Annotated in this window: 24 protein-coding genes; 11 read left to right on the top strand and 13 right to left on the bottom strand. The window is 40.3% G+C overall.

Going from position 1 to position 25,028, the window contains the following annotated elements; genetic code table 11:
- Positions 1-8: 8 nt before the first annotated feature.
- Positions 9-524 (top strand): bifunctional 3-hydroxydecanoyl-ACP dehydratase/trans-2-decenoyl-ACP isomerase, encoded by a 516-nt coding sequence (fabA, locus tag CWC30_RS04970; RefSeq protein ID WP_008114654.1) that lies wholly within the window; start codon positions 9-11, stop codon positions 522-524.
- A 63-nt stretch (positions 525-587) separates the two neighbouring features.
- On the opposite strand, the gene rmf is transcribed toward fabA, so the two are convergent.
- The gene (rmf, locus tag CWC30_RS04965; protein WP_008114656.1) at positions 588-758 is read right to left on the bottom strand and encodes a ribosome modulation factor; all 171 of its coding nucleotides are present in this window, start codon (positions 756-758) and stop codon (positions 588-590) included.
- 363 nt (positions 759-1,121) lie between these two features.
- Here rmf and acuR point away from each other — a divergent pair, with 363 nt between their 5' ends.
- The 3 genes from acuR (at position 1,122) to CWC30_RS04950 (ending at position 3,288) form a co-directional block, all read left to right on the top strand.
- A complete protein-coding gene (acuR, locus tag CWC30_RS04960) occupies positions 1,122-1,757 on the top strand; it encodes an acrylate utilization transcriptional regulator AcuR (protein ID WP_138626583.1) in 636 nt (211 codons plus the stop codon).
- A gap of 49 nt (positions 1,758-1,806) precedes the next feature.
- On the top strand, positions 1,807-2,799 hold the full coding sequence (gene acuI / locus CWC30_RS04955) for an acrylyl-CoA reductase (NADPH) (RefSeq protein WP_138626582.1): 993 nt from the start codon (positions 1,807-1,809) through the stop codon (positions 2,797-2,799).
- A 72-nt stretch (positions 2,800-2,871) separates the two neighbouring features.
- Positions 2,872-3,288, top strand: coding sequence for a VF530 family protein (locus CWC30_RS04950; RefSeq protein ID WP_036982679.1), 417 nt, complete (start codon positions 2,872-2,874; stop codon positions 3,286-3,288).
- 63 nt (positions 3,289-3,351) lie between these two features.
- Here CWC30_RS04950 and CWC30_RS04945 read toward each other — a convergent pair whose 3' ends face one another.
- Positions 3,352-3,783: a DUF3859 domain-containing protein gene (locus CWC30_RS04945; protein ID WP_138626581.1), complete on the bottom strand. Its 432-nt coding sequence runs from the start codon at positions 3,781-3,783 to the stop codon at positions 3,352-3,354.
- Between the two features lie 57 nt (positions 3,784-3,840).
- Positions 3,841-5,658 carry a protein kinase domain-containing protein gene (locus CWC30_RS04940; RefSeq protein WP_138626580.1) on the bottom strand — a complete coding sequence of 606 codons (1,818 nt, stop codon included), beginning with the start codon at positions 5,656-5,658 and terminating at the stop codon, positions 3,841-3,843.
- A gap of 239 nt (positions 5,659-5,897) precedes the next feature.
- Here CWC30_RS04940 and CWC30_RS04935 point away from each other — a divergent pair, with 239 nt between their 5' ends.
- Positions 5,898-7,415 (top strand): leucyl aminopeptidase, encoded by a 1,518-nt coding sequence (locus CWC30_RS04935; protein WP_138626579.1) that lies wholly within the window; start codon positions 5,898-5,900, stop codon positions 7,413-7,415.
- A 477-nt stretch (positions 7,416-7,892) separates the two neighbouring features.
- On the opposite strand, the gene CWC30_RS04925 is transcribed toward CWC30_RS04935, so the two are convergent.
- Positions 7,893-9,800: a beta-ketoacyl synthase gene (locus tag CWC30_RS04925; protein ID WP_138626578.1), complete on the bottom strand. Its 1,908-nt coding sequence runs from the start codon at positions 9,798-9,800 to the stop codon at positions 7,893-7,895.
- A gap of 128 nt (positions 9,801-9,928) precedes the next feature.
- Between CWC30_RS04925 and CWC30_RS04920 the strand changes: the two genes are divergently transcribed.
- Positions 9,929-10,939: a GlxA family transcriptional regulator gene (locus CWC30_RS04920; protein WP_138626577.1), complete on the top strand. Its 1,011-nt coding sequence runs from the start codon at positions 9,929-9,931 to the stop codon at positions 10,937-10,939.
- 30 nt (positions 10,940-10,969) lie between these two features.
- Here the strand turns inward: CWC30_RS04920 and CWC30_RS19220 are convergent, their stop codons facing one another.
- Entirely contained in the window at positions 10,970-11,182 is a 213-nt protein-coding gene (locus CWC30_RS19220) for a hypothetical protein (protein WP_435371035.1), read from the bottom strand.
- On the opposite strand from CWC30_RS19220, the gene CWC30_RS18360 reads away from it, so the two are divergent.
- Positions 11,158-11,298, top strand: coding sequence for a hypothetical protein (locus CWC30_RS18360; RefSeq protein ID WP_171034685.1), 141 nt, complete (start codon positions 11,158-11,160; stop codon positions 11,296-11,298). The two genes, CWC30_RS19220 and CWC30_RS18360, sit on opposite strands and share 25 nt — an antisense overlap.
- Positions 11,299-11,310: 12 nt before the next feature.
- Here CWC30_RS18360 and CWC30_RS04915 read toward each other — a convergent pair whose 3' ends face one another.
- The 3 genes from CWC30_RS04915 to CWC30_RS04905 are packed head-to-tail and all read right to left on the bottom strand — an operon-like array spanning position 11,311 to position 14,378.
- A complete protein-coding gene (locus CWC30_RS04915; protein ID WP_013464839.1) occupies positions 11,311-11,823 on the bottom strand; it encodes an MgtC/SapB family protein in 513 nt (170 codons plus the stop codon).
- Between the two features lie 15 nt (positions 11,824-11,838).
- The gene (locus tag CWC30_RS04910; RefSeq protein WP_138626576.1) at positions 11,839-12,984 is read right to left on the bottom strand and encodes a GNAT family N-acetyltransferase/peptidase C39 family protein; all 1,146 of its coding nucleotides are present in this window, start codon (positions 12,982-12,984) and stop codon (positions 11,839-11,841) included.
- A complete protein-coding gene (locus tag CWC30_RS04905) occupies positions 12,984-14,378 on the bottom strand; it encodes a RimK family ATP-grasp domain-containing protein (protein ID WP_138626575.1) in 1,395 nt (464 codons plus the stop codon). Before CWC30_RS04905 ends, CWC30_RS04910 begins: the two co-directional genes overlap by 1 nt.
- A 315-nt stretch (positions 14,379-14,693) precedes the next feature.
- On the opposite strand from CWC30_RS04905, the gene CWC30_RS04900 reads away from it, so the two are divergent.
- Complete coding sequence (locus CWC30_RS04900; RefSeq protein ID WP_013464836.1) at positions 14,694-15,029, top strand: zinc ribbon domain-containing protein YjdM; 336 nt, start codon at positions 14,694-14,696, stop codon at positions 15,027-15,029.
- 147 nt (positions 15,030-15,176) lie between these two features.
- On the opposite strand, the gene CWC30_RS18650 is transcribed toward CWC30_RS04900, so the two are convergent.
- The 5 genes from CWC30_RS18650 to CWC30_RS04875 all read right to left on the bottom strand — a co-directional run bounded on the left by CWC30_RS18650 (position 15,177) and on the right by CWC30_RS04875 (position 19,894).
- Positions 15,177-15,518, bottom strand: coding sequence for a hypothetical protein (locus CWC30_RS18650; RefSeq protein WP_249929828.1), 342 nt, complete (start codon positions 15,516-15,518; stop codon positions 15,177-15,179).
- 304 nt (positions 15,519-15,822) lie between these two features.
- Entirely contained in the window at positions 15,823-16,299 is a 477-nt protein-coding gene (locus CWC30_RS04890; protein ID WP_138626608.1) for a GreA/GreB family elongation factor, read from the bottom strand.
- Positions 16,300-16,564: 265 nt separating this feature from the next.
- Positions 16,565-17,494: a protein translocase subunit SecF gene (gene secF / locus CWC30_RS04885; protein ID WP_138626574.1), complete on the bottom strand. Its 930-nt coding sequence runs from the start codon at positions 17,492-17,494 to the stop codon at positions 16,565-16,567.
- Positions 17,487-19,325: a protein translocase subunit SecD gene (secD, locus tag CWC30_RS04880; RefSeq protein WP_138626573.1), complete on the bottom strand. Its 1,839-nt coding sequence runs from the start codon at positions 19,323-19,325 to the stop codon at positions 17,487-17,489. The genes secF and secD overlap by 8 nt, the downstream gene beginning before the upstream one ends.
- A gap of 107 nt (positions 19,326-19,432) precedes the next feature.
- On the bottom strand, positions 19,433-19,894 hold the full coding sequence (locus CWC30_RS04875; RefSeq protein WP_138626572.1) for a hypothetical protein: 462 nt from the start codon (positions 19,892-19,894) through the stop codon (positions 19,433-19,435).
- 112 nt (positions 19,895-20,006) lie between these two features.
- On the opposite strand from CWC30_RS04875, the gene CWC30_RS04870 reads away from it, so the two are divergent.
- The 3 genes from CWC30_RS04870 (at position 20,007) to CWC30_RS04860 (ending at position 24,985) form a co-directional block, all read left to right on the top strand.
- Entirely contained in the window at positions 20,007-21,797 is a 1,791-nt protein-coding gene (locus CWC30_RS04870) for an ABCB family ABC transporter ATP-binding protein/permease (RefSeq protein WP_171034686.1), read from the top strand.
- 195 nt (positions 21,798-21,992) lie between these two features.
- Complete coding sequence (locus CWC30_RS04865; protein WP_138626571.1) at positions 21,993-24,071, top strand: M13 family metallopeptidase; 2,079 nt, start codon at positions 21,993-21,995, stop codon at positions 24,069-24,071.
- 200 nt (positions 24,072-24,271) lie between these two features.
- Entirely contained in the window at positions 24,272-24,985 is a 714-nt protein-coding gene (locus tag CWC30_RS04860) for a YebC/PmpR family DNA-binding transcriptional regulator (RefSeq protein ID WP_128583594.1), read from the top strand.
- Positions 24,986-25,028: the final 43 nt, after the last annotated feature.

Below are 25,028 nucleotides of genomic sequence, written 5' to 3'. Positions count from 1 at the left end.
AAAGTGTTATGGAACCTAAGAATAGCTATACAAAAGAAGATTTGATCCTTTGTGGTCAAGGTGAAATGTTTGGTGAAGGAAATTGTCGTTTACCAAGTGACAACATGTTAATGATGGATCGTATCATCTCTATCACCGATGATGGTGGTGAGCATGGTAAAGGCCAAATTATTGCTGAGCTAGATATTGACCCTAGCCTATGGTTTTTTGACTGCCACTTTAAAGGCGACCCTGTAATGCCGGGTTGTTTAGGCTTAGATGCAATGTGGCAACTGGTTGGGTTTTTCTTAGGCTGGTCTGGTGGCCCTGGTCTTGGCCGCGCATTAGGTGTAGGCGAAGTGAAATTTACTGGCCAAATCCTACCAACGGCAAAAAAAGTAACTTACCGTCTCGATATGAAACGCGTTATTAAACGTAAGTTGTTTATGGGTATGGCTGATGGCACTGTTGAAGTAGACGGCCGCGTTATATACGAAGCAAAAGATTTAAAAGTGGGCTTATTCCAAGACACTAGCGCGTTTTAATTTTAACGCACGCAACAAAAAAGCCTCTAACTAGAGGCTTTTTTGCTTAAATTCGTTGTGAGTTTATGTTTTATACATATTGCGATTTTCTATTGCCTCGCGCCAACCACCAAGCCACTCAGACTTAGGATCAACTTGTTGATAAGGGCAGTGCTCTTTTGAGCGACCAGCTAAACCAGCTTTAAAACCTTGAGAATGAGCTCTTTCTAAACGATCTCTTTTCTGTCTCTTCATCGGTAAAATCCTCACCTTTATATTTATATTTTTGTAGCATTAAGTTCATCTACATTTAATAAATAGCTAACAAAAATGTTTAATTCAAACACAAAATACAATTAATTTGTTTGACTTTAACTAAGCTGCTGATGCAATGATAAATTAATTTAAAAATAATTTTATTGCTCAACTTTAACCTATTTAACTTTATTAAAATGTACCGATACATCGGTTCAAAACACACAAGTGTCATATTTGTGACTAACAATATACCCTTAAGTTCCCAATTAATTTGTAATCAAAAAATGAACGTCAGAGCTGTTTTAAAAACATCCCAAATAAAAACTTGATTAATTAAAACCGATCGGTCTAATATAAAGCATGAACAAAACACCAGCAGTTGCAACTAGGCGTGGCCGCCCACCCAAAATAGCCAGAGACAGCGCAGATACAAAAGCGCTACTCATTCGTGTGGGCTTAGAAACCTTAACTGAGTTTGGCTTTAGTGCCACCGGGCTCGATACCATATTAAAAAAAGCAAAAGTACCTAAAGGCTCCTTTTATCATTACTTTAAAAGTAAAGAAGCCTATGGCTTGGCACTTGTTGATGCCTACGACGATTTTTTTATAAATAAACTTAAATGTTACCTAGAGCAATCTGAAGTGCCCGCACTCGAGCGCATTGTTAATTTCACACAAAGCGCAATTACTGGAATGCAAAAGTATGATTACAAACGCGGGTGCTTGGTGGGTAACTTAAATCAAGAGCTTAATCATTTAAGTGACGACTTTAAAACCCGTTTAATGCAAAGCTACATCGCTTGGCAACAACAATTAAAACGATGTTTAGATTTAGCCCAGCAGCAACAAACTATTAATCCACACATTAATACCGAACAAATGAGTGAATATTTTTGGGTGGGTTGGGAAGGCGCAGTAATGCGAGCTAAACTTACCCAATCAAGTAAGCCACTTACCTTATACACAGAAATGTTTTTACGCGCATTACTCAGTTAATGTATTTTTTATTATTAATTTAAAGACGATCGGTCTAAAAGGAAATCTAATGAGCAATTCTATTAAAGCTATTGTTATAGATAAGCAAGACGACAACTACACTGCAGCCCTAAGCACCATAAACAGTGACGATCTGCCAAACGAAAATGTATTAATTGATGTGCTTTACAGTACCTTAAATTATAAAGATGGCTTAGCCATCACGGGTAAAGGCCCAGTTGTACGTAGCTTTCCTATGGTGCCGGGGATTGATTTAGTGGGTACAGTGACTAGCAGCGACAGTGCTGAATTTAAAAGTGGCGACCACGTTATTTTAAATGGTTTTGGTGTTGGCGAAAAGCAATGGGGTGGCTTATCTCAAAAAGCAGCACTGAGCAGTGATTGGTTAATTCCCCTACCCGCTAACTTATCACCTAAACAAGCTATGCAAATTGGTACTGCCGGTTATACGGCAATGCTCAGTGTTATTGCACTAGAAAAGCAAGGCGTTACTCCCGAGTCAGGTGAAATTTTAGTGACCGGTGCTAATGGTGGCGTAGGTAGTTTTGCTATTTATTTACTAAGCCAGCTAGGTTATCAAGTCTCCGCTGCAACAGGTCGTATGGAGCAAGCAGACTATTTAAAATCATTAGGAGCAACTAATGTAATTGATAGAAATGAGTTTTCGAACCCTGGTAAACCTCTGCAAAAAGAACGCTTTGCTGCAGCTATTGATTCTGTGGGTAGCCATACACTTGCAAATATTTGTGCATCACTTAAATATGGGGGGGTTGTTACTGCTTGCGGGCTTGCTCAAGGTATGGACTTACCGGCCTCGGTTGCACCATTTATTTTACGTGGGGTTTCATTAATGGGTATTGATAGCGTTATGCGCCCTAAAGTGGATCGTGTTGAAGCTTGGGATCGTTTAGCTTCATTAGTTAATGCTGATTATTTGGATAAAATTTCAACTGAAATAAATCTTGATCAAGTCATTGAAAGCGCCGAGAAACTAATGCAAGGCCAAATTCGTGGTCGTGTAGTGGTTAATTGTCAAAGTTAAGCATTTTTGCTACTAAACTCTCGTTATTAAATTTATAATGTTCGCTGATTTTTTAATAACGAGAGAACACCTATGAGCAACCAAGAACTTTTCAGTAATAACCCACTGCAAGGCGTTAAATTAGAGCAAGTGGTTGAAGAACTGGTTGAGCAATATGGGTGGGAACTCCTGCATGCCTACTTACAACTTAACTGCTTTAAAAATAATCCAGACATTAAATCTGCAGTTAAATTTTTGCGTAAAACCGAGTGGGCACAACAAAAAGTAGATAATTTCTATTTGTACCGCCTTAAAAACTTACCTCGCCCAGATGACGTACAATACGAACTGCCTCCACGCGACCGTATTATTCCTGAAGGTGATAAACCAGGTGAGCCTTGCGAGTTAAGCTTTTCTGATGCCAAACGTATTCAAGCAAAAAAAGCAGCAAAACAACGTGCGCGTACCCGTAAGCAACGTTCAAATTCAAGTAACCCGTGGGGTAACTAATACACCTTTTAGGCAAGAGTTAACAATAAACGTTAGCTCTTGCGTTATTGCATAGTGTAGCAATTAATAACGGCGGTATTTCCAAAAATCGTCTTCAGTTTTAGTTTTTTCATTGATAAGATTAAATGTTTTATCCGCAATGACTTTCCCCGCTAAAGATAAGGTCATACGCCAGTCACCTATTTTATCCTCAATAGGCTCCCATACCGTATCGCCTAAATAAAACGACCAGTCGTTATCTTTAACATATACAGTGCCCTCAAAAGGCAGCATCACTTCGCCATTGGTATCTATAATATCTGGGTGGTAAATACAGAAATGTAGTTTTTCGCCTTTGGCTTTTTTAATATTAACTATCAGACCAAATTCTACATCAAGTTCTGCTTTGACTTGCGTAGTGAATTGAGTAATTTGCGGTAGTGATTTACTGTCTTTGTCCCAGTGACTATATATGCCGAAACTTTGTAATGTAATTTGTGGTTTAGATTTTGCCATTGAACTTTCTATTTTTGACTTTCAATTTTTAAACCACCAGCTTAAGCGAGCGGTTTATTAATTAAGTAGTTGCTTTGGATTTTTAGGGTAATAATTGCTGGGTTGTTGTTCACATAAACCGAACTCACGAGTGTTTTTATAAGGTAACTTCATAAAGCCAGCCACCCCCACGTCGGTAATATTTACCGCGTATTGCATAAGCTTATTTAGTAAACGTTTAAATTCTACTTCTTTGCTGGCATCAAGTAATCTGTAGTAATGATGAATTTTCATCCTATCTGGCAGCGCCTCAAAAATAATACAGCCGGTATGATGTATCTGGTTTAGCTCAAATACACATTTAATGACTTTTTTAGGCAGTTGCAGTTGCTCATCGGGGTCTTTACCATCTTCAAAATATGAATGCGGACGCGTCACATCGCTGGCTTTTACATTAACCACTTCATAATCAAGCTCTGGTAATTGATTAAATTTAAATGCGCCGGTGCCATCACGTTCTAACTGAATTGTTTTGCGGGCATCAAATAAACAGCACTTAAATAAGCCTTTTTGGCTAATAGCTTGTGCAAGCATCACCGTGTTATTAACCGCATCAGTAAACGCGGTTGCGAGTGTTTCGTCATGCATAATGAGTGACGATTCAACATAGAGCGATTCATCTTTCCAATGAAAGCTGAGCCCTCCTACTACAGGATATTTAGCTAAACGACTAATAGAGGCTAAAAATGCTTTTTCGGTATCCCCAGTATCAAATAAAAACTCTTTATAATACCTATCAAGCTGAGCATCGTTTACATCGAGTAATTGCTGTTTATGGTCGGCTTGGCGTAAAAATTGTTTTCTAGAGCTATAAACTACGGTTTCGGGTTCGGGGTCTTGGCTAAACCAAAACGGAATTGCCGCTTTAGTTTCTGTTTTTGGTAGTTTTGGTAAATACGCTTTTGCCATGGTTTCTATGTTACGCATAAAATAGTCACCCGCTTTGTCTCTAACCAACCGTTCTTTTGAAAGCATGCCATCAATAACGTTTGCCAGCTCCTTAGGTAACATTAAACTGCTGGCCGGTATAGCCTGAGCACCAAATCGGCAAGACTGCGCTGAGGCAAGTGCATATAGCGTTGATGCAACCCCTTGCTCATCAAAACGAGGGGATGACTTTTCACCCGACATTTGCGCATCACCTATAAAATAAACATCACCCATTCGTGCGTTAGTGGTACTTAAATCGCCGGACATTAAATCCATAAAATTACTGGTAATTGGGTTTCCTTGTTCATCTACTTGGGCATAGACAGAGCTTCCCCAGTCAACCAAGGATAGCTGCTTTTCATTTTCATCCCACACCAAGTTAGAGGGTTTAATATCACCATGTACAATAGGCTGCGGACTTAAACCATTTTTATGACGACGTAAATCAAGCAACACATTTCTTAATTTAACCGCTAAGCTCATTATTTTGGCGGCCGGTAAGCGCCCTTGCTTTAGTGATATTTTTTCAAGGTCTTCACCAATGGCGCGCGCCATCATCAAAATACCTTGCTTTTTTATTCGCTCAAAGCCATAAAATGTTGGCACTAAGGGATTTTTGATTTGCGAAAGCATATACGCTTCATCTTCAAGGCGATCACGTACACTTTGCGCGAGCGTAATTCTAGAAAACTTAAACACCCAAGGCAGGCCATGCTCATCATCCCCTGCAAATACAAACCCAAATGCCCCTGAGCCAATCATTTCTACCTTTTTATACCCAAGCAAAGTGAGCTGTTTAATACAAATATTAAGCCACTGACGATGTTTTTTTGCATCACGGTGTGACAGCAAATAAACCGATTGCTCTTCGTTGATATAAAAATTACGAATTTCTTTAGCTTTCAATGTGGGCTCTCTAGGTTAGTTGTTAAAAGCGCAGTGTTACCTTTATATTTAATAGTAACGCGAGCATTGTTTTAATTAAACCTTTAAGCATCACAATATGTTTATCAAGTCGTTATGTCATGGTAATTAGACATGATTTAAACGTATATCGCTGTTATTTGCGATTTCGCCGTATCCTACTTAACCACAGCATCGTAAATAGTGTAAAACACACCTTTATATTATTCTTAGGTAAAAAAATGAAACGTATTATAAAAGCCTCTTCAATCGCGCTTGCACTGAGTATGTGCATGAATGCCCAAGCCGCAGACTTTAATTTTTCTTCAAAAGTGAACAGCGATGCAAATACGCTGGTTGTATTTTATAGCCAAGATGGAAATAACAGCCAATTTAAAGCGCTCGACAAGCAGTTCGATGGCCAATTGCAACGCGTTATTGATATAGAAAATTTTACCGGCGATTACGCTAAAGTGGCACAACTTGCTGCGCCAAGTAAAAGTAACTACAGCCGCGTTTTAGTCGTAGGTACTGGTAAAACTAGCGAGCTTGATAAAGCAAAAGCAGCTAAGTTAGGCGGTAATATTCATGCTCAACTAGTTAAAGCCAAAGTTGGTACTGCCAGCGTTGTTTTTGAAGATGTAACCGGTGTAAGTGACAATGCATTACTTGCTGCTAACTTTGCCCATGGTGCAAACTTACGCGATCATCGTTTTGAAAACTATAAAAAAGAACCAAACACTGAAACAGTTAGCTACACATTTGATGTTAATAACACCAAGCAAACTCGCAAGCTTTACACCCAATTAGAAAGTATTCAAGCGGGGGTTTTTTTAGCCCGCGATTTAACCTCTGAAGTCGCTACCGAAATGACGCCGGTTGACTTTGCTAATGCGGCAAAAGAATTAGCATCTTTAGGCGTAACCATCAAAGTATTAGAGCCTAAAGAAATAAAAGAACTGGGTATGGGTGCATTAGAAGCTGTTGGCCGAGGTAGCCAGCAAGGTGCCCGTTTAGTGGTTGCCCATTATAAAGGGTCTGACGATGCCCCTATTGCCCTTGTTGGTAAAGGCATTACATTTGACTCAGGTGGTTACAGCATTAAAACCGGCGCATCTATCGCACGTATGAAGTCAGACATGGCCGGTGCTGCTGCAGTATTGGGTACAGTTAAAGCAATGGCGTTAGCTAAAGCTGAGAAAAACGTGGTAGCTGTTATGGGTATGGCTGCGAATATGGTATCGCAGTTCGCTGTAGCACCAGGTGATGTTGTTCGCACAGCTGAAGGCTTGAGTGTTGAAATTTTAAATACCGACGCCGAAGGCCGCTTAGTCTTAAGTGATGCTATGTGGTATGCACGTGAGTATTACAAACCAGAGATTATGATTGATGTTGCAACACTCACCGGTTCAAAAATCCGTGCTGTAGGCAATGAATACGCGGCTGTGTTTTCAAATGACGACGCTTTAATATCTCAACTAACGGTAGCCGGTAAACAAGTAAACGAAAACCTATGGCGCCTACCTTTAGGGTATAAAGATATGTTGGAGTCTGACATTGCAGATTTAACAAATGTGGGATCAGGTGGCCCAGGCGCAACCACTGCAGCCACTTTCTTAGAGCATTTTGCTGGCGATACACGTTGGGTGCATATCGATATTGCAGGTAATGCCTTAGTGAAAAAAGGTAAAGATGAGCTTTCGCCAGGGGGAACGGGGTTTGGTGTTCGCTTACTAAGCGAATGGTTATTAGCTAACTAATTGTTTATTAATACTAATAAAAGCGCCAAAGTAGGTTTACTGTTTTGGCGCTTTTTGCATTTATAGGTAAGGCCTCATAAAACAAACAGTAATGAGGTCAATGGAATGAAAGTAACCTACCTGCTTTATAGCGTTTTTATTTATCTATTTGTTTTCTTTTATTTTTTGAACAGCTCTGAGCCATTGCAGCTGGTGTTATAGTACTATTGTTTGCCTGTTTTATATAAAGCCTGCCCCTTCAAAAGTTACACATAATCAAGACTCAACGCCTGTGCAAAGCTTCACCAATAAAATAGTTTCAGGCTGGCCATCCAAAGATTAATGCGGAATAAGAGATTAGTAATTTGAAGTATTTGCAAAGAGGTGAAGTTTTAATATTTTTGTTAAGGAGCTAATTAGCGCATTAGTTAAACTACAATATGGGTTCATATATTAAAAAAGGCGCTTAAAAAGCGCCTTGCTAACAAGTATGTGTGCTTAGAACATATCTTGATAGGAATTTGTTGTACTGAATGTAATTGCTTTTTCAAAGCCTGGCAGCTGAATGCTGTGCTCATCAATAACAATGTCATTTTCATCAATCAGCCCATCACCAAAACGATAAACAAGTACGTATTGACCTAAATCTGCTTGTTGTTGATAGTGTTGTTGTGCTTCTTTTACTGCTGCATGCTTGCTGGTATAAAGCCCCATCGTTTCATCGCCATGACGCTTAGCAAGCATCTGCATCGTTACTTTTGCTGAAAGTACTGTGGCTGTTGCATTATTACCACCAAACCCTTTAGAGTTTATAAATGCAATATCCATATCACCACAATCATAGTGATTGTTACGAATATCTAAATGATCTGCATAAACATCATCAGCCACTTTATCTATAGTGGTAATACCCGGCATAATATTATGACTAAATACACCTAAGGCAATGGCAAGCTGATCGCCACTGGCAGGTGCTATAGTATGGCCAACATACGCTTTAGGGGCGGTTACTTTCCAATTATCTATTGCAAATGTTTGCGCTACTTTATGATAAATTAACGACTCAGTTACGCGGTTTTGTGGTGTGCTTGAACCATGGGCTAAAATAAAGCTACGTTGCTGTAATGCCTCTTTACCTAGTAAGCTACTGGCAAGTGCAGCCGATTTTGCCATGGTAATGTAGTTACCAGGCCCAGGTGAAGTAATTGATTTCTTTACTCCATCGGCGTTAACAAATACATCAGGCACACAGCCCATAATGTCTGCACCTAGTTCAAGTGCCAGCGCATCATCCATTAATATAGCCACTTGTGCGCCTTCACCTAAAGTAAAGCCACAGTTTTCGCCAAATGGGCGGCTGCTTCTACGATAATCAGGTTCATCGTCATTACTTAAATCATCTAAGCGGCGCAAACCTTCAATATTAGCCAGCGCACTCATATTTCCAAAGCCTTCAACCACTTCAGGGGTAATCGCACACTCTACACTTGCCACAATTGCAACACGTGTGCGCCCTGCTTGTATATCATTTACTGCTGCGCGCAAGTTATATAAAAAGGTAGCACACGCACCCGATGTAGAAAAAGTAGTTCCTACATTGCCCGTAACATAGGCGTTAATAAAATCAGTCGACATTGTATTTAAACCCAGTGCCAACTGCTTAGTGCTGACGCGATCACCCTGCTGGCGCGCTTTAACTAACCCACCTAATCCTTTATCGTCCATTTGGCCAATAACCGATGCTGAATAGGTACCAATCTTATCAGGCTCTACACTATTCATAATGTATTGCCAATCAAGTCCTGTTGATTTTATTGCATCGGTGGCAGCAAAAATAGTGGCTTGTAAGCCTCGAGGTTGGTAGCGGCTATTGTACATAATTGAAGGATCAAACCCTGTGGGTAGTTGCCCTGCCGATTTAATTGGGTTATCACGAGTAGAATCATGTTTAATATCAAATTGAGCCGCAATAGTTACTTTCACTTTTTTATTTTCAAGCTCTTCTACGTGCCAACTTTCAGGAACTGGCGAAGGTAAATCACGACGGCGTGTTTCAAACACAATCGCGTTTTCATCCGATGCGGTTAACGTCATTTTTTGCTGCCACGGCGTGGCATCTACATCAAAGTGTTGTTTTTCAATTTTGCGAATTAATGTACCTGCAATAATTTGCTCACCAAAACGTGCTTCTATGTCGCTTTGCTCAACATTATTGCCTTGCATGTCTTGTAGTTGTCCATTCACAACACTCACTAAATTCATTAATGTGGCAAGGCCTAAAAATGTTTCTTGACGAGCTTGAGACTCTAAGCTATCTAACACGATACGACGATAACCTTGATGAAAAGAAGTACGGCCAGCGGCATTAATGCCTCCCATGCCGACAATGACGGGTAATGCGGTCATAATTTACCTTTAAAAAAACGTGTTATAAGAATATGGAATTAGTTTAAATGGATTACGCACACATCTTTGTGCTTTAATAGCCAAATATTAAGCACAAAAGGCCAAAAACAACTGGTCGGAGCATTTAAATGAGCAATAATCCAACAAATTCACCATTAAATATAGCCATTGCTGTTTACTCGCACCTACTGGTAACTAGTTTAACCCTGCCAATTGAAATGCTCCGAGCAGGTGAAGCGTTCGCCAAGGGGCACACTAGTAAGCAACACTTTAGAGCGCTTAATATTCATTTAATTGCTAAAAATATGGCTCCTATTGCAACCAGAACAGGTTTAGCCATCGTGCCTGATTGCAGCAGTGATAACGCCCCCTATTGCGATTTAATCATTGTTCCGGGTATTTGGCGTAATCCACGCCCGGTTGTTAAAACGAATCAACCAATAGTTAATTGGCTCAATGAGAGTTTTACGATGGGAAGCCATATTATTGGTGTTGGTACCGGCAATTGTTTGCTCGCAGAAGCCGGTTTACTTGATGGTCACCCTGCAACCACTCACTGGCATTATGCCAAGCAATTTTCTCAAGATTATCCAAACGTTAGCTTAAAACCTGATTTTTTTATTACCCAATCAGAGCGCCTGTATACGGTAGCGAGTTTAAATGCCTTAGCTGATGTTATTGTTCATATTATTAGCCAATACTATGGTAAAGAAGCGGCGCAGCATGTTGAGCGAAACTTTTCACATGAAATACGTAAACCCTACGAAGATCAACGCTATTTAGAAGGCGCCGTGAACCGACATGCTGATGAACTTATTGCACAAATACAATTTTGGTTAAAAACTAATTTATCTAGTGAGTTAGATTTACAAGAAGTCGCGGCACAATTTAGCTTAAGCTACCGCACGTTTACACGCAGGTTTCGACTTGCTACAAATCAAAGCCCTATAGAGTACTGGCAGCAGCTACGTGTTGAAGGTGCAAAAGAATTACTGGCCTCATCGAACTTATCAATTCAGGAAGTCGCGTTAGAAGTTGGCTATAACGATCAAGGACACTTGACCCGTGTGTTTAAAAAGGTATTGAGCCAAACCCCGAGCGAATACAGAAAAGTAGTCAGACGAAAGTTATTTGGTTAATTGTTTCTTTGCCCTTGTTTGATATTTTAGTCAGCCCGTTGACAACGCAGAGCTGCTTATAAAGCCATGCTTTTTTCCAAACAATAAGTAAACCAATACAGGAAGAGTACACACCCAATGCGATATGCCAGTCTCTAGATTAATTGCGGTGATAGCGAGCAACACAACCGCAAAGTAAGTATAAATAACAGCATAGCGATGCCATAATTTAGAGCGGCTTGTTCTCGTTTGGTGAAACCGCAGAAGAACTAAACTCGTTAAGAATACTCAATGTAGACAGTGTACAAGGTTATTTTATTGGCCGCCCCGCACCAACTGAAGATGCGCTTAGCTTCCAAAACAAAGCACTACCCGCATAAAAACGCCACTAATTAGTGGCGCTCGGTATCAATACTGTCTTTTCGATAATAGCGTTTATGATAACTTTTCACTTTAGCATGCACGCCTTTACTTAAGCTTTTAAACTTAGCTTCTAGCACATCAACGCCGTATAAAATACCCACCACAAGCACCGAGAGCTTAATAGCAGCCCCTAGATTCTCGGTTGCTATCATCACGCCAATGGAGGCCAGTACCCAAATGGTGGCAGCAGAGGTAACCCCGACTACCGCACCGTCTTTTGCGAGCATTACGCCTGCGCCTAAAAAGCCGATGCCGGTAATTATTTGCCCGACTACGCGAGAATGATCAATCACATCCCCTTGTAAATTAAACGCAGTCGATAAAAACAAGTAAGTACCTAAAGTGATCAGTGCAGAAGTACGGATCCCTACAGGTTTGCCTCGCAATTGCCGTTCTATACCAATAATAGCCCCACAAAAAGCCGCCGTACCAATAGCTGCCCACGAGTATGGGGCTACATCGATAAAATCTAAAAATGTCACTTAAAATCCTATCTATTATTTTTTACCAATAGCAACTGCCGTTCTAAGCCTTTGACTACCAAAAGCAGACATTTTACTAAAATCGCTGCGTGCAATTGGCACATATTGACAGTCAATCGCTAATTGGTTGTCGTTACCTGGTTCGCAAAACGGGTCATGTACGTACACACAGTGCGCATCTAAATGAGTAACACATACCCAATGCGGTGATTTTTTTCCATCAAACCGATAAGTACTTATTAACAGCAACACACTAAAACCTTGGTTTAACCAGGTTTCTATATCGGTTAGTTCAACATCTTTGTAGGTAACAGAAATATTAGCCGAGGCTATGCCTTCAATAAATTGCTGATGTACTGTCGCCAGCACCGTTTTTTTATTATCACTGCGTACCCCATCTAAAAATAATGGCTCTGAGGTATTAACAATAACCTCACTTTTAAATCCCCGTTTATTTGCAGCCAATGCCAAGCCAAACGGATGACAACCACCATGCCCCGAGGTCATAAAAATAGTGGTGCCTTCACGCCATAAGGCAAGTTCATGTGACTGACTCAGCTCTGTGCTGTTATCAAGCGAGCCCATTGCCATTAATAATGCCGCAGGCCCGCAGGTAAACTCGGTAGTTTGCTGATACCATGGCGTTAAACGCTCAACTTGCAACTCGCTGGTTTGACGGATGTTTTTTTGCATGCGCAAGGCATCACTGTGATCATCGTAATAATCACTGTACTGACCAAAAACACGATACCCTACACTTTTATAAAGCCCTATGGCGCTGTCGTTATTTACTGCCACTTCTAAACGCAAATAAATACGCCCACGCTCACTAGTGGCTTTTTCAAGGGCTTTAAGCAGCGTTTTAGCAATTCCTTTGCCCTGCATCGTCGGTAATACGGCTAACGAATACAAACGTGCTAACCGCGTGCCTTTGTGGCACCACACTAAACCGTAACCACATAATTGCGCATTATGCTCGGCGACTAATAAAATCCCATGTTTAGCACTAAGCCAACGCTTTAAACTTCGCGCACTAAGCTTATCGTTACTAAAGCAGGCATTTTCAAGCGCTACTAAGGCTTTTAAATCACTCGCGCTTGCAGGGCGAATACTAATACCCGCTCCTGCCAAAATCGTCATATCAGACAATGCGTTAAGCATTAGCCGCGACCTCGTGCTTCAAGGCGCTGTTTAAACTCATCCATAATGATCATGTATAACTCATCACCTAAGTAACCATCTTCTACTTTGTGATCAATACTTGGGTTATCGTTTACTTCCAACACATACGCACGGCCTTGATGCTCTTTTACATCCACACCGTATAAACCCTTACCCACGGTTTTACATGCTTTTAAAGCAGCATCCAGTACAGCTTTAGGTAATTCAAACGTAGGCAATGTTTCAAAGCCACCCGAGAAAAACCGTTTCGCGTCATGGTTATATATTTGCCAATGGTTACGCGCCATTAAATAACGACACGCATAAATAGCACGGCCATTAAGTACCCCTACACGCCAATCGTATTCTGTGTACATGTACTCTTGCGCCAGAACTAGCGCACTTAAAGCAAATAACTCACTAAGCTTAACTTCTAATTCATCACGATTAGCAACTTTATACACGCCTTTTGAAAACGATCCTTCTGGCATTTTTAATACCAGCGGATAAGTAAACGACGCTTCTAGTTGCTCAATTGTGTCTTTTGATTGATCTGCCACAACTACGGTTTTTAAGCTCGGTACTTTTTGATAATTGAATGCATCATGTAAGTACACTTTATTACAGCATCGTAAAATAGACTCCGCATCATCAATCACCACTAAACCTAAGCTTTGCGCTTTACTTGCAAGGCGGTAGGTTGGGTGATCAATCGCTGTTGTTTGGCGAATAAACAACGCATCAAATTGGGCAATATTGTCTATTTCCTCAAAGCTTAGTGCTTTTGCGTTAATACCATGTTTCGCTGCTGCTTTTATAAAACGGGCTATTGCATCTTTATCACTTGGCGGTACTTTTTCGTTATGATCAACCAATATCGCCATATCCCAACGAAAACGGCGCTCTACTTTACCAATACGCCATTGCGTTTGGGTAAACTCATTTAGCTTTTCAATAAACGCAGCATATTGTTGCTCGCTTAGGGACGCTAATGATCCTTGTTGTAATAGGCCTTGCTCATCAACAAATAAAATAGGCGCTGGGTATTGTTTAAATACCGATTTAGCGGCTTTAGCTTGTTGATCATTTCCCGCGTGACCAAAATAAACAGCACCATCAATATGGCCAATATTTTGTAATGACGCTTGATTGCTTCGAAGCGCGTTAATTGTTTTTACACTCGGTAATACTTGGTGCTTGCGCGCCTCAGCAAGTAACGAACAGTAATAGCCTTTACTTAAATACTGGCTAGCATCACATAGATTTATTATGCGGGTTTTTGGTTCGTTGCGTTTTGGGTAGTCACGCAAATAGGTGTTAAAGGTAATGACATTTTCAAATGAAAGAGCAAGCGTTTGCTCATTGTTATCAACCACTATTAAGGTTTTAAACACGACTTTTCCTAGTTAAGTCAAAATATACAAAGCAGCCTTGCTAATCAGTTAGCTCAGCGAATAAAACAGCAAATAGAAACACCTATCGCACTAAGTGCAGCATTTAGCAAATCACTTAATACGATAGGTGCTTTAACGAATATCTACTATAAACGTTAGCGCTTAAATTGCTTAAGCGACAGGTGATTTATATGCCCTTTTTTAGATGCGCACAAACGAGATATTTTTAGCGTAAAGATAAAAATTTTTGATGAACTTTTTTATTGCTAATTTGTGTTTTAAAATAGCCAAAATTTAATACTAAAAGTGATCATCATGTCTCTTCCTGCTTGTCCTAAATGCCAATGTGAATACGTTTACGAAGACCAACAGCTGCTTATTTGTCCAGAATGTGCCTATGAGTGGAACCCAAATGTTACTAATGACGAAGACGCTATTTTAGTGAAAGACGCAAACGGCACTTTACTTGCTGATGGCGACAAAGTAACCGTAGCTAAAGATTTAAAAATTAAAGGTAGCTCACAAGTTATTAAAATTGGCACCAAGGCCTTAGTAAGACGTGTACTTGATAAAAAAGATCATGAGCTTGACTGTAAAGTAGATGGCATAGGTGAAATGATGGTGACGGCTAAATTTGTTAAAAAAGCCTAAACCCATTGAGATTAAAAATTAAATTCAGCCATAACCTGTGTAAACTTGGCGCTTTATTGCATTAACAAACTGAAATCCACTTTAACCAATTGATTTTAAGCGCCTTTTAAAAATTGAAAATCTAAATTCAGTTCTCATACTGGTGTGTTAGTTGTCTAGTATTACTACTTCTGCTTTGTGAAAGTGTGTTTTTGCGCTTTGCAAAACATCGGCAGTAAACTTTGAGTTTGGCACTGGTACATCAATAACATTGCCACTTTTACAAAATAAAGTAACGGTATTTGACGCTAGCTGTATTTTAATTATCGCCCCTTTAGGAATAAGCTGCATTCTACTTTTATTATTATTGAACCAGTGAGGTTTTTTGCAAAGTAGAACATTTTCTCCAATATCAGAAAAAACACGCTCAGGCCTAAAAGTTAAGTACTTTATAATTAAAGCCGTGAGTAAAACACCCGTAATTGTGACGGTAAAAATCCCTATCTCCATAATATTCCCTTAAATTTATGTCCTTTATTTAACTGCTTATCCGTTAATGATTATCAGACTCAAGTAAATCTTATAAGTTCACGCTATAAATGCCTTAGTTGTGTTGAGTGAAACCGGCTAACATCGAGCTATAAACACCCCTTAACTAGTTTATTATATTAGCTTATTAGGTAACACAGTTAATGTTTCATCGTAAGCGCGTTGATTAAAATTATTCGAATGCGGGTTCAGTTTCAGGCAATTATTTAATAAAGAGGCCTACGAGATGCTGCGTCTCAGAGTAAAAGACAAATAAATACTACATTCAAAACACTTTAACTACATCGTAACTATGTTTTACATCACCGAGTGTTAAACTAACTTCATCATCGACTTGTTTACCTAATAACTGTTGGCCTAATGGTGCACCAGAGGTAAGTACTTGTATAGTTGTGCCTTTAATATCAACGGTTAATCCACCAGCTGCTGGGCCTAAATAAAACCATTTTTGTGTGCCTGCATCATCAGCTAAACACACCAATGAACTGACTGCTATTGTGCCTGTAACGGCGTCGTTGTAGATGGCTTCAAATAGTTGTATTTCTTTATAACACTCATTCACCCGATCAGCGTGACCTTGCGCTAAATACGCGGCTTCAAGCCCGAGCGTATCATATTGAGTTTCTGCAATACTTTCTTCGTGAGTCGCGGTATCGTGAGCTGTTTTAGCTGCAATTTTCGCAGTATTTAGCTGCTCTTCTAAGGCAAAACGCAGGTGCTCTATAACATGGGCTTTATTCATTTGGAAATTCACTAAATACGGTAAAAATAATTTTGCCATTTTATACCAATCTACTTTGATATGGGACCTATTTTAACGATAAGAAAATGACTCTATAACTAGGCAAAATTTTTGACATCTAGTTGTTCTAAATGAAAAAATTTTAACAACGTTATAGGGGAATTTAATTCGTTAAATTATTCAAATATTTATGCAGGTTGGTATTAGCATTGTTGCTACACCTAACACTATCCCTTTGCTGTGTAACAACAATGCTGATTTAAGCCTATGGCATATCCATTAATGCCTGTGTTTGCTGATCCACTTGCTTATCGTAGTTTTTAGCACTTAACCCAAGTAGCTCGGGTAATGTTGCAGCAATACAAATGGACGATAACGTGCCTACGACTATTCCTGCAAACAGAGCAATGGCAAATCCCTGAAGCGGCGCCCCAGCTAACAGCCAAACACTTGCCACCGTTGCGAGCGTAGTCCCGGAGGTAATAAGCGTACGAGTTAAGGTGCTTTTAATTGCACTGTTGATAATACTACTTGGTTTGAGTGTGATGTTTGTTGCTATGCGCAACAGCTCGCGCACCCTATCTCCAACTATTATTGAGTCATTTAATGAGTAGCCAATAATCGCCAACAAACTGGCTAAAACAGTTAGGTTAAACTCTATTTGTAACCATGAGAATAAGCCAACAACCAGCACTAAGTCATGAAATAAAGCCACCACAGAGCCTAATGCCAAACGCCATTCAAAACGAACAGCTAAATAAATCATTACCGCAACCATAGCAGCAAATAATGCTAAGCAACCTTGTTCAAATAGTTCATCACCCACTTGAGAGCCAATATAAGCCGATGATAAAACCTCAGCATTTATAGTTGGGTTTTGGATTATAGCCGTTTTCCAGTCATCGTTATTGCTTGTATTATTGGGGCCTTGTGTTAGTTGAAAATGATTATTGCCCTGTGCTGTTAGCTCAAATTCACCCTGATGATTTTTTGCAATAAATTGCTCAAGCTGTTTTAGTTCAACACCTTGGCTGGTGGTAAACTCTATTAAGTATCCACCCGTAAAATCAAGGCCAAAGTTTAGCCCTTTTTGTGCAATGGTGAATACCGACAGTAACACAAATATGGCGCTTATCAGCATGCCTGTATAACGTATACGAGACCCTGCCTCACATTTTAAAAAAGAATTAAGCATGCGCGTTTACTCCTGCTTTTTTACCAAGCTTTAAATATAAGCTTTGGCTTAAATATTTCGATACATACACACCAGTAAATACCGATGTGATAAGTCCCAGCGCCAGCGTTATAGCAAAGCCTTTTACAGGGCCATAACCTATGCCATATAAAATAATCGCGGTGATCATCGTGGTTATATTGGCATCTAAAATCGTATTCGCAGCTTGTTTATAGCCCTCTTGTATCGCTTGATATGGAGGGCGTCCTTTGCGGCGCTCTTCTTTAATGCGTTCAAATATAATCACGTTAGTATCAACCGCCATTCCTATGGTTAGTACCAAACCTGCAATACCAGGAAGTGTTAAAACCACCCCAGGTAATAATGACATTAACCCCACTAAAGACGTTAAATTTAAAACTAACGCAACATTTGCAATAAGCCCTAAACGACGATACCACAGCGCCATAAAGGCAAGCGTTAACCCCATGCCTAACATTAAGGCCGCCAATCCATTGTTTATGTTGTCTTGACCAAGGCTTGGACCAATAGTTTGTTCATGTACTATGGTCACTGGCGCAGTAAGCGACCCCGCACGAAGTAATAGCGCTAAATCGGCAGCCGCTTGCTGGCTTTGCATATTGGTTATACTAAAGCGTGAGCTTAAATGCTGGGCTATATTCGCCACATTAATGACTTCGCTTTTTTTAACCACTTCACCTTTAGCATTTTGTGAATACTCTGAATAGAGCGTTGCCATCGGCTTGCCTATATTCGCCTTAGAAAACGCCGACATAGCATCGCCACCTTGGCTATCTAGGCTCAGTTGTACTAAAGGTTTACCCCAGTCATCACGGCCAATATTGGCATTATTAATATGCTCACCAGTAAAAATAGGCACAGGGTCGAGCTTAATAGTCCCACCCGATTGCAAATTAAATGTTTGCCCGCCAATCTCTTTAAGTTGATAAAATCCAAGTGACGCGGTAGCACCAATAATACGTTTTGCCTCGGCTGGGTCTTGTACGCCGGGTAGCTCAATGCGAATGCGCTGCTTACCTTGGCGCTGTGTAACCGCCTCGGTAATTCCTAACTCTTCAATGCGTGAGCGAAGCGTAGTGAGTGTTTGGCTCATGACTTGATTATCAAATGCGCTGCGCCCTTGCTCAGAATAACTCACTTTAACGACCTGTAAGTTGCCATGAGTTGATGTGGTTATAGTTAGATTTTCAAAGCGGCTTTTAAGGTCGTTAATAACTGAGGTTAGCTTTTCGGCTGCATTTTCTAATGCACTTATTTCAAAGCCTTGGTTAGTTTGCTTTGCTTTAACACCATAGGCTTTTTGTTTAACAATAATGGCTTTCGTTTGCTGGTAAGCACTGAGTAATTGCTCATCAATGGCTTTATCTAAATCAACATCAAGTACAAACAATACTCCGCCGTTTAAATCAAGACCCAGCTTTATGGGCGATAAACCAAACTCTTGTAACCAAATAGGGCTGGTTGCATGTTCTACAATTTTAACTTGTGTGTTTGGGTAATTCGATTTTATAGCCGCTTGAGCTTGGGCACTTTGCGTAGGTGTATTTAAAAGCACATTAATTGTTGCTTGGTTTTCTACCCCTTGGCTGACCTCAAACCCTTGGCTATTTAAAAAGCGTACTATGTTTTCAGTACTTGGTATTGCTTGTGTTTTAACCTCAGGAGCGGCACTAATATGCAACCACGATTTATTCGGGTATAAATTAGGTAAGGCGCTTATTGCTAGTAAAACCAATACAATCAGCATGGCTACATAGCTTAATTTAAATTTAGCCATAAATGGCTTTTTTTGTTTTTTTAGACTTAACATCGTTGTTCCTTATTACTCGGCATAGCCCAGTAACGTACCTATTAGGTACAATTAATCTGCAGGTCAAAACGCAAAACGTTAAAACCAATTAAATTAAATAAGAAACATTAAGCGTGGTAGGTGGTTACCGCGGTGTATAATAGATTCGCATCTTTCCAGCCGCTCAAGCGCGACTTTTTACTTTTAAATACCCAGGTATACCAAGGCTGACTTATGGTGACTGCTTGCGGTCGCAAAAAAATATGCCTACACCCATTTAGGGCAAAAAACTCATGCACTACATCGTATTCAGGATCGCCCTGCACACTGTGTAAAAATAAAAATGAGTTATTGGCTGTTAGCCTAGGTTGATGCGCAGCAAACTCAGAATGCTTTGAGTTTTTATGCTGTAAATTACCTAGCGATTTTAAAGGTGTGGGAGCGTTAGTTAAATTTTCGACATTAACAACATGGCTATAACTGCTTTGGTTACTGTTTAATTCGTGTTTTACGCCCATAGCATGGCTTTGCACACTAAAGAGTGCGACAAAAAACAAGCATGTAGCTAAAAAAACGCGAAATTTAAACATCTGTCATTTAAAACTAAAATAAAGGATAGCTAGTATATAAGGACAGCTAATTAAAATACAATAGCCAACATTAAGCTATTTCATTTATATAAAAACAATACTGAGATCCTCGATGCGCTCCAGACAAAGTTCAGTAAAACGCCCCGATGCCATGAATTTAAAACAAAGCATTCAAACTCTTTGGCCTTATATCACTAAATTTAAAGGGCGTGTGCTTATTGCCATATTAGCGCTTGTGGGTGCTAAAGGCGCGACACTTCTTATGCCATGGGCTTTAAAAGAAATAATTGATGCGGTTGATAAATCAATTAACCCCCTACTGCTCGTCCCAACCTTATTACTCGTTATGTACGGCGCACTGCGATTTGCCAGCGTGTTTTTAGGTGAAGTACGCGATGCTGTATTTTCTCGAGTCACTGAGCATGCCATGCGTGATATTGGCCTTAAAGTATTTAAACATTTGCATTCGTTAGATTTAGCCTTTCATTTAGACAGGCAAACTGGCGGTATAAGTCGAGACATAGAGCGCGGCACAAGTGGCTTAAGCTTTTTGATGCGCTTTTTAATGTTTAATATTGTGCCCACGTTGTTTGAAATAATTACCGTGGCGATTATTTTTGGCACCTTGTTTTCTATTTGGTTTGCGTTGATCACCCTACTTGCTGTGGCTATTTATATCTTTTTTACCGTGACAGTTACCCAATGGCGAAACCGCTTTATTCGCGAGTCAAACGCTGCCGACAACCAAAGTAACACCCGCGCCATCGACAGCTTATTAAATTACGAAACCGTTAAATACTTTAATAACGAAGAGTATGAAGCTAAAACTTACGATACGTTTTTAGCAACCTGGGAACAAGCACGATTAAAAAACAGACTCTCGTTACTGGCGCTAAATTCAGGGCAAGCGCTCATCATTGCCTGTGCAATAACCGCATTAATGTGGCTTGGCGCAAGCGAGGTCGTCACGGGCGAGTTAACGATTGGTGAACTGGTGATGATCAATGCGTATATGATTCAACTCTTTTTACCGCTTAACTTTTTGGGATTTGTGTACCGTGAAATACGCCGAGCCCTTACCGACCTTGAAAACATGCTTGGATTACTAAATACCTCACCCAAAGTAGCAGATAGCGAAACCGCGCAACCATTAGCACTCAAAAATGGGGCAATTAGCTTTGAAAATGTCAGCTTTAGCTACGATAGTAAACGCCCTATTCTTAAGAATGTCAGTTTTTATGTAAACCCTGGTGCTAAGGTAGCGATTGTAGGTGCTAGTGGCGCAGGTAAAAGCTCGTTAGCCCGCTTGTTATATCGTTTTTATGAACTTTCATCAGGCGCTATAAAAATTGATAATCAAGCCATAAACACAGTCACCCTGGCAAGTTTGCGTAAAGCTATTGCCATAGTGCCGCAAGATACTGTGTTATTTAATACCAGCATACGCGAAAATATTCACTATGGCAGACCTAGCGCCAGTGAAGATGAAGTAAACAAAGCCATAAACATGGCGCATCTAACAGACTTTATTAATAGCTTAGACAAAGGCGAGAAAACCCTCGTGGGTGAGCGTGGGTTAAAAGTCTCAGGGGGTGAAAAACAAAGGATTGCCATTGCCCGTGCTATTTTAAAGCAATCACCCATCTTAATCTTTGATGAAGCAACCTCTGCGCTCGACTCTCATGCAGAGCAAGCTATTTTAAAAGCAATGCGTGAAGTGGCAAATGATCACACCAGTATTGTTATTGCACACCGACTTTCGACCATAACCGATGCAGACTCAATTATTGTTTTAAAAGCTGGTGAAATTATTGAACAAGGCAAACACCAAGAACTACTAGATCAAAACGGTGAATATGCCCGTATGTGGGCATTACAGCAAAAGCAGTCAAAGGCGCAATAAACTAAGCCGCTCAAGAACGATTGAAGTAGTTGAGTGTTTTTTTGCTATTTTGATAGTATTTTATTCATCTTATCGACCGGTACGGTTATTCACCTCAAAAGGTTTATTTGCAGTGAAGTTATCAATACAATCAAATGGCTATTTTTATAACAAAAATATAACGAATTAAATAACGTGAATTCATAGGGGAAAGTAATGAAAAAGAGTTTAATTGCAGCGGCGCTCGCTGCCACATTTATTACCGGCTGTTCAGAGCCACAAACTACAAAAACTGAGCAAGTCGCAGCCGTTGCAGAAAAATCACAAGCAACTGAGAAAGCTGAATTAGGCACGTTTGGGGTTGATTTAACTGCCCGCAATGAAGCTGTAAAACCAGGCGATGACTTTTTTATGTATGCCAGCGGTTCATGGTACGACAACTATGAAATGCCAGCAGATAAAACACGCTATGGTGCGTTTTCTGCGTTAGCTGAACGCAGTGAAGAACGCGTAAAAGAAATCATTGAAGACATTGCAGCACGTGAAAATTTAAATGCAGAAGAGCAACTAGTTGCTGATTTTTATAATTCGTACATGGATACCGACACGCTTAATAAGCTCGGTGTGACTCCCATTAAACCATTGCTTAACGATATTAACGCTGTCGACTCAACTGATGACTTAGCAAAAATATTTGGTAATTCATGGCTCACAGGTGTTAGCGCCCCAATTGGTGGTGGTATGTGGTTTAACCGCTTAGATCCTAATAAATACGAAATGTCGTTAGGTGCTGGTGGTTTAGGCTTACCTGATCGTTCATATTACCTTGAAGATGCAGAGCGTTTTGTAAAAACTCGTGAAGCGTATGTTGCACATATTGCCGACATGCTTAAATTTGCTGGTGTTGAAAATACCACTGAACGTGCACAAGCAATTTTAGCGCTAGAGACAAAAATTGCAGAAGGTCATTGGCCACGTGAAAAACGCCGTAATCGTGACATAACGTTAAACCAAATAAAACGCGACGAGTTAAGTACCCAGTACCCTGGATTTAATTGGGATTTATACTTTGCGCAAACAGGTTACAAAGTACCGCAGCTAAACGTGTCGCAGCCTGAACCTATAAAGGCCATGATTGATTTAATCAACAACGAAGATTTAAGCGTATGGAAAGACTACCTAACATACCATGCAATTAATGGTAACGCTGGGCTGTTGTCAGAAGACATATTTAACACCAGCTTTGCCTTTTTTGGTAAAGAGTTAAACGGTCAGCAAGAGCCTCGTCCGCGCTGGAAACGTGCGATCAGCCAAATGTCAGGCACTAGTTCACTAGGCTTTGCGATTGGTAAAATTTATGTAGATCGTTATTTCCCTGAGTCATCTAAGCAGCAAATGTCTGAGCTGGTTGAAAACTTACGCACAGCCCTTGGCGAACGTATTGATAATCTAGATTGGATGGGCGCAGAAACAAAAGTAAATGCGCGTGCAAAATTAGCGGCGTTTGTGCCAAAAATTGGTTACCCAGACGAATGGCAATCGTACGAAGGCTTAAGTATTAGCAAAGATGATTTAATGGCTAATATAAAAAATATGCGTCAGTTTTTCCAAGCCGATAGCGTTGAAAAAGAGCTTAAGAAAACCGACCGTAATCGCTGGGGTATGACACCACAACGTGTAAATGCTTATTACAATAGCTCATTTAATGAAATTGTATTCCCTGCCGCTATATTACAACCGCCGTTTTTCGATCCAAATGCAGATCCTGCGGTAAACTACGGTGGTATTGGTGCCGTGATTGGCCACGAAATGGGCCATGGCTTTGATGACCAAGGATCAAAATCAGATGCTAACGGCATACAACGTAACTGGTGGACTGACGAAGACCGTGCTGCTTTTGATGCTAAAGCCGACAAACTGGCGGCTCAGTACAGCAAATATGAGCCAATTCCAGGTAACTTTGTAAATGGCCGCAACAGCTTAGGTGAAAATATTGGTGATGTAGGTGGTTTAGCCATGGCTTATCATGCCTACAAACTAAGCCTAAATGGTAAAGAAGCCCCTGTGATTGATGGTGTAACCGGCGATCAACGTTTCTTCTTAGCGTGGGCACAAGTATGGAAAGAAAAACGTACTGAGCAAAGCATGTTAAACCAATTACGTGGCGGTACGCATGCGCCAGGTCGCTTTAGAGCACAAGCTCCTCGTAACCACGACGCTTGGTACAAAGCATTTGATGTAAAACCAGGTGATGAGTTGTACTTACCAGAAGACGAGCGTGTTCGTATTTGGTAATCCCCTAACAACCCTTCATAGATTGTAAGGTATTAAACAACCCGCTATGGCGGGTTGTTTTATTTTCCAACCATAATAACTGTTTCCCCCTGTTACTTAGTAATCAATCTCAATACTTACTAGCCCTGCCCCGCATTTACCTTTAGAATATGGGCTTGCAAATTTTTTCAATTATTTATACATATTAAGGCGAAACGCAGATGGGAAGAGCTTACCAAAACAAAAAAGATTCAATGGCTAAAACTGCGGGTGCTAAAACTAAAGTTTATTCAAAATACGGTAAAGAAATTTATATTTGTGCTAAAAACGGCGGTATTGATCCTGACGGTAACCTAGCACTGCGTCGTTTAATTGAACGCGCTAAAAAAGACCAAGTACCGGCTCACGTAATTGAACGCGCCATTGATAAAGCTAAAGGCGGCGGCGGTGAAGACTATGCAGCTACGCGCTACGAAGGTTACGGCCCAGGTAATTGCATGATTATTGTTGACTGTTTAACCGACAACAACAAACGTACCTTTGCTGATGTACGTGTGTGTTTTACTAAAGCAAACGCTAAAATTGGCGCACAAAACTCGGTATCACACTTATTTGATCACCTTGCTATTTTTGTATTTGACGGTGACGATGATGAAACCGTACTTGAAGCGCTAATGATGGCTGACGTTGATGTAACCGATGTAGAAGTAGAAAACGGTAAAGTGACCGTGTTTGCTCCACACACTGAATACAACAATACGCGTACCGCACTTGAAGAAATGGGTGTGACAGAATTTGACGAAGATTTAATTGCCTTTGTACCCCAAGTAGAAGCCCCTATTGAAGGCGAGGATGTAGAAGTGATGGAACGCTTTTTAGCCATGCTTGAAGATTGTGATGACGTACAAAACGTGTACCACAACGCACAATTTTAAACATTAAAGCTTAATCGTGTTTAAAGGCCAACTTAGTTGGCCT

The sequence above is a fragment of the Pseudoalteromonas sp. S4741 genome (genome assembly GCF_005886135.1).
Classification (GTDB): domain Bacteria; phylum Pseudomonadota; class Gammaproteobacteria; order Enterobacterales; family Alteromonadaceae; genus Pseudoalteromonas; species Pseudoalteromonas tetraodonis.
Note: the sequence above shows the minus strand (reverse complement) of the source record. Positions and strands in the feature narration are given on the sequence as shown.

Excerpts from the sequence above, each read along its gene's own strand:
- CWC30_RS04875 (WP_138626572.1), bottom strand. The coding sequence starts at position 19,894 with ATGTTTAAATTTCGCGTTTTTTTAGCTACATGCTTGTTTTTTGTCGCA.
- CWC30_RS04935 (WP_138626579.1), top strand. The coding sequence starts at position 5,898 with ATGAAACGTATTATAAAAGCCTCTTCAATCGCGCTTGCACTGAGTATG.
- secD (WP_138626573.1), bottom strand. The coding sequence starts at position 19,325 with ATGTTAAGTCTAAAAAAACAAAAAAAGCCATTTATGGCTAAATTTAAA.
- CWC30_RS04900 (WP_013464836.1), top strand. The coding sequence starts at position 14,694 with ATGTCTCTTCCTGCTTGTCCTAAATGCCAATGTGAATACGTTTACGAA.
- CWC30_RS18650 (WP_249929828.1), bottom strand. The coding sequence starts at position 15,518 with ATGGAGATAGGGATTTTTACCGTCACAATTACGGGTGTTTTACTCACG.
- fabA (WP_008114654.1), top strand. The coding sequence starts at position 9 with ATGGAACCTAAGAATAGCTATACAAAAGAAGATTTGATCCTTTGTGGT.
- CWC30_RS04870 (WP_171034686.1), top strand. The coding sequence starts at position 20,007 with ATGCGCTCCAGACAAAGTTCAGTAAAACGCCCCGATGCCATGAATTTA.
- rmf (WP_008114656.1), bottom strand. The coding sequence starts at position 758 with ATGAAGAGACAGAAAAGAGATCGTTTAGAAAGAGCTCATTCTCAAGGT.
- CWC30_RS04910 (WP_138626576.1), bottom strand. The coding sequence starts at position 12,984 with ATGCTTAACGCATTGTCTGATATGACGATTTTGGCAGGAGCGGGTATT.
- acuR (WP_138626583.1), top strand. The coding sequence starts at position 1,122 with ATGAACAAAACACCAGCAGTTGCAACTAGGCGTGGCCGCCCACCCAAA.
- acuI (WP_138626582.1), top strand. The coding sequence starts at position 1,807 with ATGAGCAATTCTATTAAAGCTATTGTTATAGATAAGCAAGACGACAAC.
- CWC30_RS04925 (WP_138626578.1), bottom strand. The coding sequence starts at position 9,800 with ATGACCGCATTACCCGTCATTGTCGGCATGGGAGGCATTAATGCCGCT.
- CWC30_RS04860 (WP_128583594.1), top strand. The coding sequence starts at position 24,272 with ATGGGAAGAGCTTACCAAAACAAAAAAGATTCAATGGCTAAAACTGCG.
- CWC30_RS04890 (WP_138626608.1), bottom strand. The coding sequence starts at position 16,299 with ATGAATAAAGCCCATGTTATAGAGCACCTGCGTTTTGCCTTAGAAGAG.
- CWC30_RS04950 (WP_036982679.1), top strand. The coding sequence starts at position 2,872 with ATGAGCAACCAAGAACTTTTCAGTAATAACCCACTGCAAGGCGTTAAA.
- secF (WP_138626574.1), bottom strand. The coding sequence starts at position 17,494 with ATGCTTAATTCTTTTTTAAAATGTGAGGCAGGGTCTCGTATACGTTAT.
- CWC30_RS04945 (WP_138626581.1), bottom strand. The coding sequence starts at position 3,783 with ATGGCAAAATCTAAACCACAAATTACATTACAAAGTTTCGGCATATAT.
- CWC30_RS04865 (WP_138626571.1), top strand. The coding sequence starts at position 21,993 with ATGAAAAAGAGTTTAATTGCAGCGGCGCTCGCTGCCACATTTATTACC.
- CWC30_RS04920 (WP_138626577.1), top strand. The coding sequence starts at position 9,929 with ATGAGCAATAATCCAACAAATTCACCATTAAATATAGCCATTGCTGTT.